This window comes from Anaerotignum sp. (genome assembly GCF_031981185.1).
Classification (GTDB): Bacteria; Bacillota; Clostridia; order Lachnospirales; family Anaerotignaceae; genus Chakrabartyella.
Genome location: NZ_DALYUL010000034.1, coordinates 1 through 15,651, shown reverse-complemented (window position 1 = coordinate 15,651; position 15,651 = coordinate 1). Strand labels below are relative to the sequence as shown.

The window sequence follows — 15,651 nt, the reverse complement described above, 5'->3', positions numbered from 1 at the left end:
GATATCATCATAATGCTGGTTTTTAACTTTATTTGCCCATTCCGGATCAGCAAGAAGTGCCCGGCCAACAGAAATAGCATCAATACTGCCACTGGCAACCGCTTCTGATGATATTTCAGGATCATCCATTTTACCTGCACATATTACAGGTATATTAACAAATTTCTTTATATACTGTGCATCAGCCAGGTTGCAGGCTTTTGGCATATATACCGGAGGATGTGCAAAATACCAGGATTCATAGGTTCCATTGTCTGAATCTAAAGCATCATAACCGGCATCCTCAAGAATTTTTGCTATTTTAGCACTCTCTTCTAAATCACGGCCAAATTCTACGAAGTCCTCATCGGGTAGAGCACCATTATCTATGCCAAATCCTTTCATATAACTTTTAACACTGAATCTTATTAAAACCGGATAATCTTTTCCGCATTTTTCTTTTATAGCATGTACTGTTTCTGTAGCAAAACGTAGTCTGTTCTCCAAACTTCCACCATATTGGTCTGTACGGCGATTAGTACATTCCATCGAAAACTGATCCATTAAGTATCCTTCATGAAGTGCATGAACTTCCACTCCATCAAAGCCTGCCTGCTTTGCAACATAAGCACCATTGGCATATGATTGTATAAGAAATTGAACCTCCTCTGTTGTTAAAGCACGATGCATAACCTCCGGGTGCCATACATTAGGATTTTCTGATGAGGAAATAGGATCATTGTCTAAAAAGAAACCATCTTTACGATTTCTGCCGGCACCGTTAGCTATCTGAAGTACAATTTTAGTACCATATTTATGCACTTCGTCAGTAAGTTTTTTATTCGATTCTATATAAGAATCACCAGCTGTAGCCAGTGTTGCGTGCATTGAATCCAGTTTGTTCTGACAAGCGATACCCGTTGTTACAATAAGTCCTACTCCTCCTTTTGCACGTGCAACATATAAATCAATGCTATCCTGATTAAAACTTCCGTCCGGATTTTTTGAATGTAACCCCATCGGAGCCATTACTATTCGGTTTTTCACTTCCATTGTTCCTATTTTCATTGGCTGAAATAATACATCCTGATTCATGAAAAACACCTCTCTCATATTTGTTAAATTAAATTTTTGTTACCGTGGTATACCTTCATTGTATACCTCGGTATACGTTGTGTCAATATTTTATCGAAAATTATTTTATTTATTTTTAAACTTATGGTATAATTCTTGCATTAAACAAGTATAAACACTGGAGGGAAATTAATTTGATAGAAAATATAAAACATACAATTTTAGTTAAATCTATTGAACTTTTTAAGAAGAATGGATTTGATCATGTGACAATCAATGAGATATGTGAAGCCTGTAATATTACAAAGAGAACTTTTTATTACCATTATCAATCAAAAAACACTCTACTTTTAAATTATTTTTCTTTGGTTGATGAAAATATTGAAGCAGCAATAAGAGATGTTGATAACGAAAAAACCTGGCTGGACAAATGCTGGAAATTAAAGAAAATTTTTATATGTGGTATAGCAGATTTAAATACCGACATAGTAAAAAACCTTATTAAAATTGACATGGAACAGCAAAACAAAATGTTCAGTTTTAAGTTAAATAATTTTGACCCAAATCTGACTAAGTTGAGGCAATCGGTTATTGAATATACGTATAAAGCACAAGAAGAAGGGGAGATTGACTCCACTGCTTCGGCTGAAGATTTATCCTATTGTTTTGCATCGGCATTCTTAGGTCTTGCTGTAAACTGGAGTTCAACCGGAGGAGAATTTGACTTGGTAGAAGCCTCCAAAAAATACTTTTATCACATATATAAATAAGCTACCACCTGTTCCTCCGTTTACATTAAATCTTCCTGTAGGGAATTACCATTTTTTCATATTGATACTGCCCGCCTCTACACGCATCCGCCTCATGGCGATCTCCAGATTAAAACGCTGCTTACCACAGTTGCCAGGATTAATCATGAGTATCTGATATGATTTCATTGCGTTTCATAGGCTTAACCTACCTCAACAAACCCGCAAATCGTGTTATGTTCTCTTCAGCAACCCACGACTGCCTCTGCACATATCCGCTACCCTGAAATACAAAAACCGGATTTTCCGTTTTGCTTCAATTCCGGGATGAGTTTTTTTGTTCGTATGATGGAGCATAAATGTTCATTGGCAAGATTTTCTGTTTTATGTATCCCATCCTTTAAAACCGCTTTATTCGTCTTACGCCTGCCGAAGATACCTCTTCTTTTATAATTTTGAAGGAGCCTAACTCTTCGATATTCCAGCATGTGGACCTTCGCAGATTTCGACTGAAGAACCCGGTATGAAGTATTCTTTAACCGTTTCTTCGTTTTATTTGGTAAATACTCCGACCGCCCCCACCCCATAAGCCTCATCTAGTTTCATTTCTTATATGGAGATTTGAATTTTTTTATGAATTGACTCATTAACGAAATCGGATGGCAACGGTTTCTATGTTGGCAGAGATAAATTCGGCAGTAACGTCTGGTAGATTTCAATAAGAGAGCCTATGACAAGACCAACGCTAATATCCCCATTCTAGAAAACAGTGGACAGGGTAAGAGCTATTTGTTAAAGCTCATCATTTGCAATTTGTGGGAATCCGGCATGACTGTGTGTGCATTAGATTCCTTAAAGCGTACGAAGAACTCACCAATAATCTAGGCTGTTGTTTATTGATTTGATGTCATGCGAGTACATGTGTTTGCACCACGTGGCTTTCTTTTATACAAAAATATAGTTAAAGCTGCCATTCAATGAAACAGCTTTAACTATTCTGTGCTTAAATTGATTTAGTTATCTCCATTGGTTACAAGAACTGGCGCCTGCGTTTCATCAGCAGAAGTAGACACATTTTGCTGTGACTCGCTATCCATTTGGAATTTTTTATCCAATTCTTTAATCCATAGCAAATCGTATTTAGCCTGCCCATTAAACGTTATACCTAGCAGCATTTTGTCATATCTGGAAAGGGAAATGAATGCGACCTCACCGTTTGTACCATGGATTTCATAGTTAATGGTTGGGTCACCGTAGATGCCCATCTCATTCGTCGGGAAGCTTGCCCCCTGTCCAGTACAATTGATTGATTCAATATCACTATGAACAACATCATATTTTTTCGCAAGTTCTTTCACCATTACCGCAAATTCACCAGACTCACTTTCATCAATGGAAGAGTCAGTACCAGCATTAACCTTTGCATCCAGTGCTCTGTTCATACTGATATTGAACAGTTCACCTGTAACAGAATCGATCTCAACTCCATATAGCTTTACACTATATCCTTCGTGATAATCCTGGCCTTTCATAAACACATTAGCCTCCCATTTAGGGTGTGGATTAACATCTGTATTTGTGTCATAGCCCATTTCAATGGTCTGCCCTTCCAAATCTACACCATATACCTGCCAAATATATTGTGCCGCAAGTTCTGCCGCTTCTTCCTTTGTCAAGTCCTTTTCCGTAGGATGATTGTTTTTGTAATACTCAAGGTCAATTGCCCCAACCTTATAATTTGCTTTCGTATAGCCTTCTGGCACAGTTACCTGAAATGCGCCCTTCTCACAAGCTACGTAGCTTGTTGGAATCGTGTCAGTTTTGTTGTATACCGCTGCCACTGCAACTTGTGTCAACCCCTGAAACATCATTGTGCTTGCCCCGATAATTAAAGTGGCTGCCATCACAGTCTTTTTTAAGTTTTTCCCCTCCTGCTTATTAGTTTTCATACTAACAACTCCTTTCATACTAACAACTCCTTTTATATTTACTTATGATCATCCAGTTGGGAATTTATTCTTTCTCCCATGCTATTTAACTTGATCACAAGAAACAGTATAAGGGAGCCGTATTATGGAATTATCATTGAATTGTTGTGAAATTGTAAAAGTTATTTTCACCTTTGTACCTTTTCCAGGCTGACTGGTGAAACTAAGCTCAGCATGATGGACTGAAGTAATCTGCTTACAGATTGCAAGCCCCAGTCCAGCGCCGCCATCGTTTCGGCTACGAGATTTCTCTCCACGGTAAAATGGCTCTGTAATCTGAGATAGAACTTCTGGTGTCATACCTTTCCCATCATCCTGAACGGTGATTATTTTCATACCGCTTTCCTGGATGGCACGTACTGTAATATGCCCACTTTCCCCGCATGCCTTGATTGCATTATTAATCAGGTTAATCAACAGGCTTTCCAGTAAAGACACATCTCCGTATATCGTATCAATTTTTCTTTGAAATACCAGCTGTATGTCCTTTCCTTCAAGCTTGACAAACAACGTCTGCTTGATCGAATCAAAGAGGTCAGGTACCTTGATTTCCTCAAAAATAACCGAATTGTTTTGCAGGTTCGCTAGTTCCATCAACTGAAATGCTATCGTTTGGAGGCGGCGGCTTTCGGACATTATGTATTGAAGTGCCAACAGTCTATCATCTTCCGATAAAGCCGCTTTTTCCATGTATTCTGCATATCCATAGATGGCCGTCAGTGGTGTGAGTATTTCATGGGCAAAATTGTCAACAAATTGCTGCTTTTTATCTGCAGCATCCTTCAGTTCCGTTATTTGGTGCTGGATCTCTTCAGCCATATGATTAAAATTTTGCGCCATTTTGGAAAGCTCGTCATGCCCGGATACACGAAGCCGCGTTCCATATGCTCCATTTGCGATTTCCCTAGAAGTTTGAGAGATCTGTTTGAGTGGTTGGAAAATTCGGTTTAATATAAGAAGCAGACCTAAAGCAAACAAAAGGGAGAGAATAAATCCCGATAAAAATAAAATATTTTTCAGGCGACACCATGCGTTTATAGCATCAGTCACATCATAAAGATAAACCAGGATGTAGGAATTATAATCGTCTGGCAGCTCTCCTGCCACGATAACATATGTCTTGTTGTCCGATTTTCGTATGATTACCGAACGATTTCCATCCTCCGGGGGGGTGAGAGGGTTGCCTTTTAGTATCGTTGCGTTCTGATTCGAGTAGACAAGCTGATCATTTTCATAAAGAGCAAGTCCCATTTTGCTGTTCCCCGACAAATAGCTGTAAGGCTGAAGTAAGGAACTGATAGAACCTTCTATATTGATTCCACGGTTTTCAACTGCATAAAAATCCTTAGTTAAAGCGGATACAATAAAATAATGCTCACTTAAACTTCTTTCCTCCGCACGGCTTACTGTGTCTTTGAACATTGCAACAGATACGATAAAAATTCCAAGATTAAAAAAAATAAGAAAAAGCGTGAGTGTTGTTAAAAAGGTTCGTTGTTTCACCGGCCTACCTCCAAACGGTACCCCAATTTATACACAGTTTTTATTTTGTCTTCCCATCCCAGCTTTTTCCGAAGCTTCTGGATATGTACATCCACCGTCCGAGTTCCTCCCTCAAAATCATATCCCCAAACCAAATCCAACAGTCTTTCCCTTGAGAGTGCAATATTACGGTTGTTTACAAGGACTTCCAGTAATTCATATTCTTTCGGCGTACATTCAACCAACTGTCCGACATGGAATACCTGACGGCTTTTAAAATTGATTTTCACATCTCCCGCTTCAAAACTACTCTCGCTTTTTTGTGTCCGTCTCAGAACAGCCTCCACACGGGCCAGCAACTCCAACATTTCAAAAGGCTTCGTCATGTAATCATCTGCACCCATGGAAAAGCCGTTGATTCGGTCGGTCAAGCTGCTTTTTGCCGTAAGAAAGATTGTGGGCGTTTTATTTCCTTGCTTCATCACATCAAATCCATTAAACCCCGGCAGCATTATATCCAAAATCATCAAATCGTAGGATTCCTGCTGTATTTCAACAACCGCAGTTTCTCCGTCAAAAACAGAGGTACACTGGTGACCCACTAGCTGCAGATTTCTTTTTACCAGCTCGTTGATCGCTTCTTCGTCCTCGACAATTAAAATTGATGCCAAATTAATTCACCTCCTCATATTAATGATATTATCAATGATATGTTATAGAGTTGTAAAGGCGAAAGCAGTTTTCTGAAACATAGAAACAATAAATTACTCTAAAAGAACGATGAAAAATAATCATTTAAGTATAGAACTGTCTTCTGTTAAATATTAAAACCTTTGATGAATTTATTAAAGGCAATTCGAAAATAAAAATGAAGAAACTCATTTGCATAATATTGCAAGGTACCTAATGAATTTCATTCCATGATGTCACCACTTTCCTGTTCTGATACTTTTACTAGGAAAATTTATTCTTACCAGAAATAAACCCGCAGGCTTTTTCCATATAAGGCATTTGTTAAATTATCACTTGATATTTTTTCAAATTCTGTATAGTCAGCTCATTCAGGATAACTACAATGTCTATATCACTGCTGTCATTCGCTTCTTTGCATTTGTAACTTCCTTGCAAACTAATAAAAGCAAGCCTATCTCCAAATTTATTTTTTATATTTGATACAAGTCTATCTATCCACTTATCTATAAAAAAATAAATTCATCTTTTCACGTCTTAAATGTTATTTTTATGCACGAATAAGAAATCTATCCAAGTGCTTTATTTTTTACAAGTCTTCAAATAATCTATTTCGCCAGTGTTTTCATCGTAGTTTCTGCCTTTTCTTGGTATGCCAAAGCATAGAAGATAAACTATATATAAATATAGTTTATCTAATAATCACTTGCTAAATTTAACAATAATAGTGCAAATTTTTCCATATTGTATATATAACAAAATTATTATGTTATATTTATTAAAAAAATAATTAACATGTTGATGGTAGCAGTACTTTCATTAAGTACTAATTACAGTAGCTTTTGCTGGGGATACATACTATGAAATATGGATAATAAAAATGCTAAATACGTAAATTCTACCTATGGAAGTTATAAACATTTAACTACATTAGGACTTGCTGATGCAACTGGAGAATATTTTTCTATTTCTGAAAGTATTGGTGTTGATGTTAGTTTAAGTGGGCCTCCTTTACATGTAGGAAAATCCACAATAGAAAGTGCATTAGGATTTAGTTTATCAGCAGAAGTTAATGTAGCTATAACTAAAAATTCGAGACCTTTACAAAAGGGTGAAAGTATTATAGTTGATTATCGTTTCAAAAATTACAAATATAAAGTTGTACAAGCTTGAACAATACATATGGATGGGCAAACCATTGATGGTGGAACAGCTGAACTAACAGTGACTAAACCTGATCCATTTGCTGATGTACAAATTACTTATGTAAATAAAAACGGCAAAGCATATCGTGCAGAATCATATAAAGCATATCCTAATGGCACATTAAAATTAGTAAGTACAAATAGTTTATAAATTTAACTAATTTGCTTTGAGGAGGTTTGTGTTGAGTAAAAATGTTTTGGGACTTTGTTTTTGTATTGCTGGAAGTTTAGTATTTTCCTTAGATTTATTTATATTAAAGGTAATTCACATTTTTGACCAATTTGTCTCAACTCAAATTATTAATCATCAATCATATTTAAATATGATTGGATATCTTGAACAACCGGTTATTTGTGTTGGATTATTAATACCAATTATAATAATCATAATTGGTATTATATTTTTATTTAATAAAAATGATGATGAAAAACTATCCATTTCTTAACTGATTAACAGTAGAATGGATATTAAAAAATGGCACAAATAAGCCCAAATATGTTACGAAATATGTCATGAAAACAATAAAACAACCTCTTATAAAAGAGGTTGTTTTTGTTTTTTTGTTTTTTAATACAAAAATATGCGAAATAGTTAAAAATAATTTATATTTTGTCTGGTCAAGCAAAATTGTTACACCAAGGTATAAAATTTTTTATATAGCACAACGTGCTTTATAAGGTGTAAGACCTTTATTATACGAATGAGGTCTTACGTGATTGTACTTCCCATAGACGAATTCATAGATACCTCGATTCATTTCGTCAGATGAATTGAAGGTAAATAGGTTAAAATATTCGTTTTTGAGTGTATTATAAAATCGTTCCATTGGGGCATTGTCATAAGGGCAGCCTTTTTCAGGTGATATTGCTTGTGCCACTTACAATGCCAGCCTTTAAGCACGTTGCCACACTTTTCTTTGCATAAGCTGAAATATCATCTTTGTCATCGTAAATTATAAGGAGCGCTTCAGCCTCATCATCTGTAAGGCTTATATCCATTTCCTTTATCTTCATTGTTCTGGTAATGATTTCCATTGCCTACTCTCTTGTAATTGTGTTGCTAGAGCCAAAGATAGATGCATCATAGCCGTTAATCAATTCATACTCTGATGCTGTATCAACATAGCCGCTGAACCAGTCGACTTTCGCTACGTCTTTATGGCTGCTCTCGGTAGTTCCTTGTGAAAGCCCGATGGCACGCACAACGATTGCAGCAATATCTTCACGTGGAATCGATTTATTCGGGTTATAGTTGCCTGCTCCATCGCCGCTGATTACTATTCTTGAATCCATGTCGTTGATTGCAGTCTCTGCCCAGTAATTTACCACGTCATTAAACTCAACAGGATTCCAAATTATGGAATAGATGCTATTGGTATAAATATAGATGTCCTGCCATTGCCATCTTGAAACGTATGAATTCGAACAAATTCCCCATGTGTCCATGCTGCTAGTTCAATTGGATTCAACTTTTTTTATATATTATATCTGCAAAGAAATTCTTATCTTTTTTCTCCTAAAAGAAATTGATACTTGCGAAGATATTTCCCCAATATAGCTATGTCCATACGAACAGATCACACTCTTATTTTCTACACTTAGTATTCGAGTAATATATATCTATAATAACAGTAACTAAAACAACAATAATAAATATTATAGCAAAAGGTAGCATTTGATTTTCATTTATAATTCCACTCTCCACTTTATAGCCTAAATACGCCATAATAAAAAGTAAAACTGCTATAACAAGTAAAGTAATGCCCATCATTCTGCATAATTTCTTCTTATCATACTGCTCCTTTTCTTTTGCTGACGCTGTATTATACCCTGCAATCATCCAACTTCCCTTTCCGAAAAACATAAAAATCGCTATTATTAAAAATATGCAAGCTAATACACTTATAAATATTACTGAACCCATACTACATCACCTTTCCATACGCACGCCTTATTTTTCAACGTTTTTTCCACGTTCCAACAAGCAAACTACCTCCGTGTGCCTTGAGTAGACAATAATGATGCCGTAGGTCGCTGGTGCTTCCTTGGCGGAGGACTTTTATTCAAGAAGTTCTAGAGATCGTTTTATATCTTTGCTAGCTGATATCATAAGAAAGTTTGCTGTTACTTGCTCTAATGAAGCTAATATGATTTTTGATATGTCTTAAGATCCCGTTTTAATTCTTTTTTACCATTAATTTTTTGGTAAAAAGAATTTTATGTCAATCTCTTGAACTCATATCAAATTTTTAACTGTTCCAGTATCTACATTCCGTCATTTTACTTTTCATCATATGTAACTTCTAAAATAACGTTTTCGTAACTTGAGTCTATAATTGCTTTTGGCGATTGCACTTTATCTAATTCCTTTTTTACATAATTAATTAATGGTTACTTCCCTACCGGGCGGAATCAGAACTTCAAAGAACTTTTTGAGGTTCTTAGTTGGGCACAACTTGGTATACATAATTGGCAGTATGCTGATGAAGCCAATATTAACTTTAATTAACTTTAAATAAAACACCTCAGAGAAACCAAAACTAAACCTATGGTGAACTTTTACTAAAATATAGACTATTATCATAAATACAGAAACTATACAAAGTAACAACAACCTACAAATCCTTTGGATATGTAAAGTTGAGTTGGAGTTTCGCTAAATATTTTGTTTGAGTTTTTGTACATTATAAAATATCTTTATATAGTATATAAGAAGCCGTGAGCTGATTTCAACTCACGACTTTCGCTAATTATATTCTATTTTATCTCTCAATGCGTTGCAACAGGCATACAACCTCACAATGGATTGAGAGGACAGTATTGATGTTTTATGCCATTGGTCGTTGTGGGAAACTGGTCAACCCAGAATTACCTATTCCAAAACATTACAAAGAAATATTTTGCTGAATTGCTTTTACTATGTGATTTAAATTTATGATTCTTTAGCAAATCTATCCTCGACACATTTGAATAAATTCCTTTTTTGTAACATTTCCCAATCCTAAATTATTTGAAGTCCTCCCTTCGTCCAAACCCTTTATTAAATCTCTAGCAATTGTAACAACAGCATCAATCGTGGGAATTTCGATACCAGCAATTTTCGCCAAAGTTTGAAAAGCAACCAAAGAATATGGCACATCCTCTCTTAAATATCTACTATCGAGCGTATTTTGTCCCATTAAACCTTTATAGCCTACATTATTACGCAAAACTTCATGAATGGTATCACCCTCTACCTGGTACATAGTTTTAAATTCATCCACAAATGTTCGGATATTAAGTCCAAAAGCTTCCCCAATTTTCATTCGCTCTCTATCAAGGGCCTCTGCAATTTTGCCTTGTCCAGGGGTAAAGTCCAAATAGTATTGATAAGGAATATTACTTTCAATTCTACCTGTATTTAATATAGTAGGACCGGGATGAACAATTGCATTCAAATTATCCAAGCTAATTCGTATAATGTCATCGCAAAAAACCAATTCTGGCAATACATCCCGAAAAACCTCCGCTGCCTCATAATTATAACAGGATGGATATGTACAAGCGGTATAGCTTACTTTTTGTCCACCAATATTTACATGCCCCACACGATCGGCTCTGCAAGCAAACAAAAGAGTTGCAGTACAAACAATTTTAATGTCGGCCTTACAGCCAAACATATCCAGTACGCTTTTAAACTCAACTGCTCCCAAGGGTGCCATAGGGTTCAAAACAACATACTGTCCATCTTCTAAATAAGGAGCCATTTGCTCTGCCATTTTGCTATGATAAATCGAGGGTAAAACAAGAAAAACCAATTCTGCACCTTTGATTACATCCTCCATACTTGTGCTGGCAAGCAAAACTTTACCAAAGCCTGTTACACTGGAATTCCCCTCAATTTGGATACCGCCTAAATCATTTATCGTTTCGATTGTTTTTTCTGATACATCAAAAATACGAACGTCATGTCCTTGCAAAGAGAAATAGCCTGCAAATGCTTGCCCGCCATTCCCCGCCCCAATGATTGCAATATTTTTTTTCATTTTATCAAATCCTTTCTTATTATCACACTTAGCAAGAAGGTTACCTGTCAAATGAAAGGTAACCTTCTTTTTCGTTTTTCATTCTTGAGGGAGAATTTAAAACTTTTTATTTTTTCTGCTAATTATAATTGAGAAATATCATAGGGAAATATGTAAGCTTTCTTAATTAACCTCTACACAATGCAATAAATTCTTCCTTGGTTATATTTTCAAGACCCAAGTTTTTCAACGTTCTTCCTTCTTCCATGTCATCAATCAAGGCTCTTGCAATGACAATCATGGCATCAGTACAAGGAGTAGGTACCCCTGCAATTTTGCCCATAGTTTGAATTGCAACCAAAGAACAAGGGATATCTTCCATAACATATCTGGTTCTCAAAGTTGTTTGTCCTTTGATTCCATGATAACCCTCGCAATTGATTATAACTTCGTGGAAAGTATCCCCATGGGTTTCATAAATATCCAAGTATTCCTCTTTTAGGGTTCTACAGTTTACCTCAAAGGCTTTTGCGATTGCCATTCTCTCCTTATCCAAAGCTTCTACAAACTTCGCCTGGCTAGGTGTCATATCTAGATAGTATTCAAAAGGTGTTTTTGATTCAATTCTGCCTGTATTTAGAATTGTAGGACCGGGATGCATAAAGGCATTCAAATTATCCAAGCTTACACGAATGATATCCTCACAAAATTCAAACTGTGGCAGTACATCAGCGAAAAGTTCTTTGGCTTCCTGATTCCTGCTGGAAGGATATGTAGATGCTGTAAAGCTGGTTTTCTGACCTGCTACTACCACATGGCCAACCTCAACAGCACGACAAGCAAACAGTAATGTGGCTGTACAAGCCAACATTATATTTGCCGTACATCCCAAATCATCCAACTGTTTCTTGAACTCAACAGTTCCTAATGATGCATTAGGATTTAAAACAACACACTGTCCGTCCTTTAAATGTGGCATCATTTTTTTCGCCATATCTTTGTGATAGAGGGAAGGCAATACTACCAAAATAATTTTAGCACCTTCCATTACCTCAACAATATCCGTGCTGGCAAGAGCAATTTTTCCAAAACCCGTAACGTCACTGTTTCCTTCAAGGAGAACGCCGCCCTTTTCATTTAAAATATCGACTGTTTTTTGAACAACATCAAAAATTTTTACTTCATGCCCGTGTAAAGAAAGGTAGCCTGCAAATGCCTGACCGCCGTTTCCTGCTCCAATAATTGCAATTGGTTCTTTCATTTTCTTCACCCTTATTCTTAAAATTTAATTAACTGTAAAGTAGATAAAATTGTTTCGTATATTAATTTTCTTTTTTTCTTGTCATTGCACTTACTACAAAAAGTGCGATAAAGGACAATGCAATACCGATAGCCGTATAATTAATTTGTGTTTTTAATACCATACCAACAACACAACCAATTGCACCGGCAATCATACTTGCTACAATACCTTCCTTGGTTAAGAAATTCTTGTTTCTTGCCAAATATCCAACATAGATAGGACAAAGTAAAGTTGCTGCAGAGAATGCATATGTGGTTACCAACCATTTTAATGTATCACTGAAGAACAAGCATAAAATCAACGCAACCATAATTGTTACCAAAGATAAAATTCTGGATAATTTCAGCGTTTCTTGTTCAGACATATTAGGTTTTATAACAGGTACAATGTCTCTTGTTATATTTACTACTGCAGACTGAACACCACTACTTACCGTTGACATCAGTGTTGCAAAAATCAAAGCTGCAAAAGCAGCCAATAAAGGCAACGGTAACTGTGTCATAAACCAACCTGTTGCAGCACTGCCTTCAATAGTGGGGTTGAGGGATCTGATATTAAGGCCCATATATACAGACCATCCAAATGCCAACATTAAAAGCACAGCGGAAATAGCCAAACTCTTGTTAACACTCTTTTCATCATCAGCTGCACAAACTCTCTGGAAATACAGCTGGTTTGTTAAACCACCGGGAAGAACAGAGAAAATCCACAAGAACACGGTAACCTTCCCAACGTTTTCAATTGAACCGCTGAATGTAAGTAAAGAAGGATCTACGTTTTGTTTGACAACAGAAAGACCTCCGCTTAACTTTGTTACATATAAAACAGAAACAATACACATAAAAATCATGAAGCATGAAAAGATAAAGTCAGTCCATGCAACCGTTTTCAGTCCAGAGGGCATTACAAACAAAAGGCTAACCACACAGAAAATCAAACAAAGCAATTTATAGTCAAAGCCTGTTAAAGAAGCATAAATGTTACCAAAAGCTGTAATCTGAGATGTTACCCAACCAAAAGGAACTACAATAGTCATAATGGCAGCTACAACTGTAACAAATTTACTTTGATTAGAAAAACTTCTTAAAATTTCCGGCACTGTCGAAAAGTTATTTCTTCTTAACCATTTTGCAGGAATCATAATAAAGAAAAATACCACACAAGATAAGAATCCATAAATTAGAGTTGAGATGCCATTGTTAAAAGAATTGGCCACATGGCCTACCAGAATGCCACCACCCATGGCACTGGCAAACTGCGTTCCAATTACAACATAAATTGGCAAGCTTCTACTTGCAACAGCCCAATCCTCTTCTGAAGTACCCTGTTTTTTACTAATTAGGTATGTAGGAATCAGTGTGGCGGCTATTACCAAAATTGTTGCTAAAATTATTGCCGTTGTTGTACCCATAGCTTATACCTCCAAGTTTTTTTCTTTGAAAACTACAATTGAACCTTATTTCTCTCTGTACTCTTTGCTTAAAATCATTAAAATCATTAAATGTTTATCTTACTATATATTGAAAACAAAAGTGCTGCAATTTAATTTAAGTTATCCCTCCTCTTCATGCAAAGATGTAAAACTCTGGCGCCGGTTTCACTCTTTTATTGGTTTAATTGTACTACAACTATACTTGTTTTGCAATGCTCTTGATTAAATTTTTATTTTTTATTTATATTGATAAAGGAGATATAAAAACTGCAAAAAACTTGTAGAAATTGCACAATAATTTATACATATTAGGGATGTTAGCCAAATCAAATAATGCTATTTACACCTCTAAAAATAAGTTCGCCTTGATTTTTTTACCCAAGCAAGTTAAAATAAAAATAATTGCATTTAATTCAATCAATTTTAGTTACACCTTTCTTTTACTGCATAGAGGCTCTCTTCTGCTTTCAAAATTGAATTAACTTAGCAGAAAGCATTTGATTTTATTATGATTAAAATTATTAATAGATTAGCGATTTAAGGAATCGTCACTTATTTGAAAATAAGCATTTTAATTGGCCTTTTTAAGGCTAATATTGTTGTCTTTACTCTCGTAAGTAGCAATCTCATCAACAACCAAATACAAGTGATTTTTATTTTTTGGAGTATTGGATAAATATTACTCTTTAATTCCGATTCCTCTCATTATCGTGTCCCATTATTAAAAAGAAACCTAGGAGGTTTTTATGATTCCAAAGATTAAAAAAGTTAACTTAAGTACTCAGCTTATGGATATGATGATTTCTTTGATTGAAAATGGCACTTGGAATCCAGGTGAGAAATTACCAAATGAAATTGATCTGGCCAACTCTTTTAGCGTTAGCCGAAATATAATGCGGGAGTCTATGAAAATTTTAGAGAACTTCGGCATTCTCGATTCTAGAACAGGGGTTGGTACTTATATTTCAGAAAATGCCATTAATAATATTTGTAATATGCGTTTTTTTGAAAGCCTAAAGAACAACTCCTCCATTGAAAAGCTTCTGGAAACTCGTTTAATCATTGAACCCGAACTGGCCTATTACGCGACATTAAGGGCAACAGATGAAGAGATCGCAGCACTAAAATATCTTTTGGAGGAAGACACAAAAAAACATGTCATCACAAATTTTTTTCATACTGACGATTTTCATTTTCACAGATATGTTGCAAAATATGCAAAAAATGATATTCTTGAAAACCTGCTATCCACAATTTTAGAGCAGCTTTCCGCTGATGAATATGCTGATTTTAATAAATTTGTAGACAATTCAGTTAAAATTGACAGCTTTAACGACCACATGGCAGTTTTCGATGCAATTGCGAAAAGAGACCCACTTCTTGCAAAGGACATTATGTATCGTCATCTTTTTGCCAGAATGAAGATCATTAATCCAGATTACGGGACAAACTTAATTTATTCTGAAAAAATTAGGGATAATCGTTTAGAACAGGAAGAACGACAAAAATAAATACTCTTGGCAAACCTGGTGTCTAATTTTTGCAGTGAGCTGGGGGTACGGACATAAAGTGTCTAACTTTATATCCGTACCCCCAGCTCACTGTAGTCAACGCTCCCATTTTTGGAATTAAAATCGTTGTAAACCTCCATGCAGTTTTTTCTCTGTCTTTTCTCAAAGAGTACCCAGCCACCTCCTCCAAATACTTCTATATATCGTGTATGATTTTTAGGAAACAGCTTATAT

The 15,651-nt window shown here is 35.7% G+C and carries 18 protein-coding genes and 2 pseudogenes; 6 read left to right on the top strand and 14 right to left on the bottom strand.

Annotated features, from left to right (window positions below):
- Positions 1 to 1,074 (bottom strand): oxidoreductase (locus RTK36_RS14960; RefSeq protein WP_442871362.1); only part of this gene is annotated, 1,074 nt, incomplete at its 3' end.
- Positions 1,075 to 1,247: 173 nt separating this feature from the next.
- Here RTK36_RS14960 and RTK36_RS14955 point away from each other — a divergent pair.
- The gene (locus RTK36_RS14955) at positions 1,248 to 1,823 is read left to right on the top strand and encodes a TetR/AcrR family transcriptional regulator (protein ID WP_312048035.1); all 576 of its coding nucleotides are present in this window, start codon (positions 1,248 to 1,250) and stop codon (positions 1,821 to 1,823) included.
- A gap of 631 nt (positions 1,824 to 2,454) precedes the next feature.
- Positions 2,455 to 2,724 (top strand): annotated as a pseudogene (locus RTK36_RS16620) (type VI secretion protein); the annotation flags it as partial.
- 91 nt (positions 2,725 to 2,815) lie between these two features.
- On the opposite strand, the gene RTK36_RS14945 reads toward RTK36_RS16620, so the two are convergent.
- The 4 genes from RTK36_RS14945 to RTK36_RS16775 form a co-directional block, all read right to left on the bottom strand.
- The gene (locus RTK36_RS14945) at positions 2,816 to 3,751 is read right to left on the bottom strand and encodes a hypothetical protein (protein WP_312048034.1); all 936 of its coding nucleotides are present in this window, start codon (positions 3,749 to 3,751) and stop codon (positions 2,816 to 2,818) included.
- Positions 3,752 to 3,832: 81 nt separating this feature from the next.
- The gene (locus RTK36_RS14940) at positions 3,833 to 5,293 is read right to left on the bottom strand and encodes a sensor histidine kinase (RefSeq protein ID WP_312048033.1); all 1,461 of its coding nucleotides are present in this window, start codon (positions 5,291 to 5,293) and stop codon (positions 3,833 to 3,835) included.
- Positions 5,290 to 5,943 carry a response regulator transcription factor gene (locus tag RTK36_RS14935; RefSeq protein WP_312048032.1) on the bottom strand — a complete coding sequence of 218 codons (654 nt, stop codon included), beginning with the start codon at positions 5,941 to 5,943 and terminating at the stop codon, positions 5,290 to 5,292. The genes RTK36_RS14940 and RTK36_RS14935 overlap by 4 nt, the downstream gene beginning before the upstream one ends.
- A gap of 343 nt (positions 5,944 to 6,286) precedes the next feature.
- The gene (locus RTK36_RS16775; protein ID WP_442871361.1) at positions 6,287 to 6,400 is read right to left on the bottom strand and encodes a hypothetical protein; all 114 of its coding nucleotides are present in this window, start codon (positions 6,398 to 6,400) and stop codon (positions 6,287 to 6,289) included.
- A gap of 429 nt (positions 6,401 to 6,829) precedes the next feature.
- On the opposite strand from RTK36_RS16775, the gene RTK36_RS14925 reads away from it, so the two are divergent.
- Genes RTK36_RS14925 through RTK36_RS14915 form a run of 3 tightly spaced genes read left to right on the top strand, consistent with a single transcriptional unit; the run spans position 6,830 to position 7,613 of the window.
- Positions 6,830 to 7,135: a hypothetical protein gene (locus RTK36_RS14925; protein ID WP_312048031.1), complete on the top strand. Its 306-nt coding sequence runs from the start codon at positions 6,830 to 6,832 to the stop codon at positions 7,133 to 7,135.
- A gap of 9 nt (positions 7,136 to 7,144) precedes the next feature.
- Positions 7,145 to 7,318 carry a hypothetical protein gene (locus RTK36_RS14920; RefSeq protein ID WP_312048030.1) on the top strand — a complete coding sequence of 58 codons (174 nt, stop codon included), beginning with the start codon at positions 7,145 to 7,147 and terminating at the stop codon, positions 7,316 to 7,318.
- 31 nt (positions 7,319 to 7,349) lie between these two features.
- The gene (locus tag RTK36_RS14915) at positions 7,350 to 7,613 is read left to right on the top strand and encodes a hypothetical protein (RefSeq protein ID WP_312048029.1); all 264 of its coding nucleotides are present in this window, start codon (positions 7,350 to 7,352) and stop codon (positions 7,611 to 7,613) included.
- 207 nt (positions 7,614 to 7,820) lie between these two features.
- Here the strand turns inward: RTK36_RS14915 and RTK36_RS16770 are convergent, their stop codons facing one another.
- The 8 genes from RTK36_RS16770 to RTK36_RS14880 all read right to left on the bottom strand — a co-directional run bounded on the left by RTK36_RS16770 (position 7,821) and on the right by RTK36_RS14880 (position 13,885).
- The gene (locus RTK36_RS16770) at positions 7,821 to 8,045 is read right to left on the bottom strand and encodes an integrase core domain-containing protein (protein ID WP_442871360.1); all 225 of its coding nucleotides are present in this window, start codon (positions 8,043 to 8,045) and stop codon (positions 7,821 to 7,823) included.
- Positions 8,023 to 8,202, bottom strand: a complete 180-nt coding sequence (locus RTK36_RS14910; protein ID WP_312048028.1) for an S-layer homology domain-containing protein — start codon at positions 8,200 to 8,202, stop codon at positions 8,023 to 8,025. Before RTK36_RS14910 ends, RTK36_RS16770 begins: the two co-directional genes overlap by 23 nt.
- A 3-nt stretch (positions 8,203 to 8,205) precedes the next feature.
- Positions 8,206 to 8,496, bottom strand: coding sequence for an S-layer homology domain-containing protein (locus RTK36_RS14905; RefSeq protein ID WP_334308132.1), 291 nt, complete (start codon positions 8,494 to 8,496; stop codon positions 8,206 to 8,208).
- Positions 8,497 to 8,522: 26 nt separating this feature from the next.
- Positions 8,523 to 8,636: a Fic family protein gene (locus RTK36_RS16615; protein WP_334308131.1), complete on the bottom strand. Its 114-nt coding sequence runs from the start codon at positions 8,634 to 8,636 to the stop codon at positions 8,523 to 8,525.
- 116 nt (positions 8,637 to 8,752) lie between these two features.
- On the bottom strand, positions 8,753 to 9,091 hold the full coding sequence (locus RTK36_RS14895) for a DUF3784 domain-containing protein (RefSeq protein WP_312048026.1): 339 nt from the start codon (positions 9,089 to 9,091) through the stop codon (positions 8,753 to 8,755).
- Between the two features lie 1,027 nt (positions 9,092 to 10,118).
- Positions 10,119 to 11,192, bottom strand: a complete 1,074-nt coding sequence (locus RTK36_RS14890) for an NAD/NADP-dependent octopine/nopaline dehydrogenase family protein (RefSeq protein WP_312048025.1) — start codon at positions 11,190 to 11,192, stop codon at positions 10,119 to 10,121.
- 166 nt (positions 11,193 to 11,358) lie between these two features.
- Positions 11,359 to 12,432, bottom strand: coding sequence for an NAD/NADP octopine/nopaline dehydrogenase family protein (locus RTK36_RS14885; RefSeq protein ID WP_312048024.1), 1,074 nt, complete (start codon positions 12,430 to 12,432; stop codon positions 11,359 to 11,361).
- 61 nt (positions 12,433 to 12,493) lie between these two features.
- Positions 12,494 to 13,885, bottom strand: a complete 1,392-nt coding sequence (locus tag RTK36_RS14880) for a sodium:solute symporter family protein (RefSeq protein ID WP_312048023.1) — start codon at positions 13,883 to 13,885, stop codon at positions 12,494 to 12,496.
- A 767-nt stretch (positions 13,886 to 14,652) separates the two neighbouring features.
- Here RTK36_RS14880 and RTK36_RS14875 point away from each other — a divergent pair.
- Positions 14,653 to 15,417: a FadR/GntR family transcriptional regulator gene (locus RTK36_RS14875; RefSeq protein ID WP_312048022.1), complete on the top strand. Its 765-nt coding sequence runs from the start codon at positions 14,653 to 14,655 to the stop codon at positions 15,415 to 15,417.
- Between the two features lie 113 nt (positions 15,418 to 15,530).
- On the opposite strand, the pseudogene RTK36_RS14870 reads toward RTK36_RS14875, so the two are convergent.
- Positions 15,531 to 15,651 (bottom strand): annotated as a pseudogene (locus tag RTK36_RS14870) (DNA adenine methylase); the annotation flags it as partial.

Coding starts and splice junctions, on each gene's coding strand:
- RTK36_RS14945 (WP_312048034.1), bottom strand. CDS start 3,751: ATGAAAACTAATAAGCAGGAGGGGAAAAACTTAAAAAAGACTGTGATG.
- RTK36_RS14925 (WP_312048031.1), top strand. CDS start 6,830: ATGGATAATAAAAATGCTAAATACGTAAATTCTACCTATGGAAGTTAT.
- RTK36_RS14920 (WP_312048030.1), top strand. CDS start 7,145: ATGGATGGGCAAACCATTGATGGTGGAACAGCTGAACTAACAGTGACT.
- RTK36_RS14910 (WP_312048028.1), bottom strand. CDS start 8,202: ATGGAAATCATTACCAGAACAATGAAGATAAAGGAAATGGATATAAGC.
- RTK36_RS14895 (WP_312048026.1), bottom strand. CDS start 9,091: ATGGGTTCAGTAATATTTATAAGTGTATTAGCTTGCATATTTTTAATA.
- RTK36_RS14890 (WP_312048025.1), bottom strand. CDS start 11,192: ATGAAAAAAAATATTGCAATCATTGGGGCGGGGAATGGCGGGCAAGCA.
- RTK36_RS14885 (WP_312048024.1), bottom strand. CDS start 12,432: ATGAAAGAACCAATTGCAATTATTGGAGCAGGAAACGGCGGTCAGGCA.
- RTK36_RS14880 (WP_312048023.1), bottom strand. CDS start 13,885: ATGGGTACAACAACGGCAATAATTTTAGCAACAATTTTGGTAATAGCC.
- RTK36_RS14875 (WP_312048022.1), top strand. CDS start 14,653: ATGATTCCAAAGATTAAAAAAGTTAACTTAAGTACTCAGCTTATGGAT.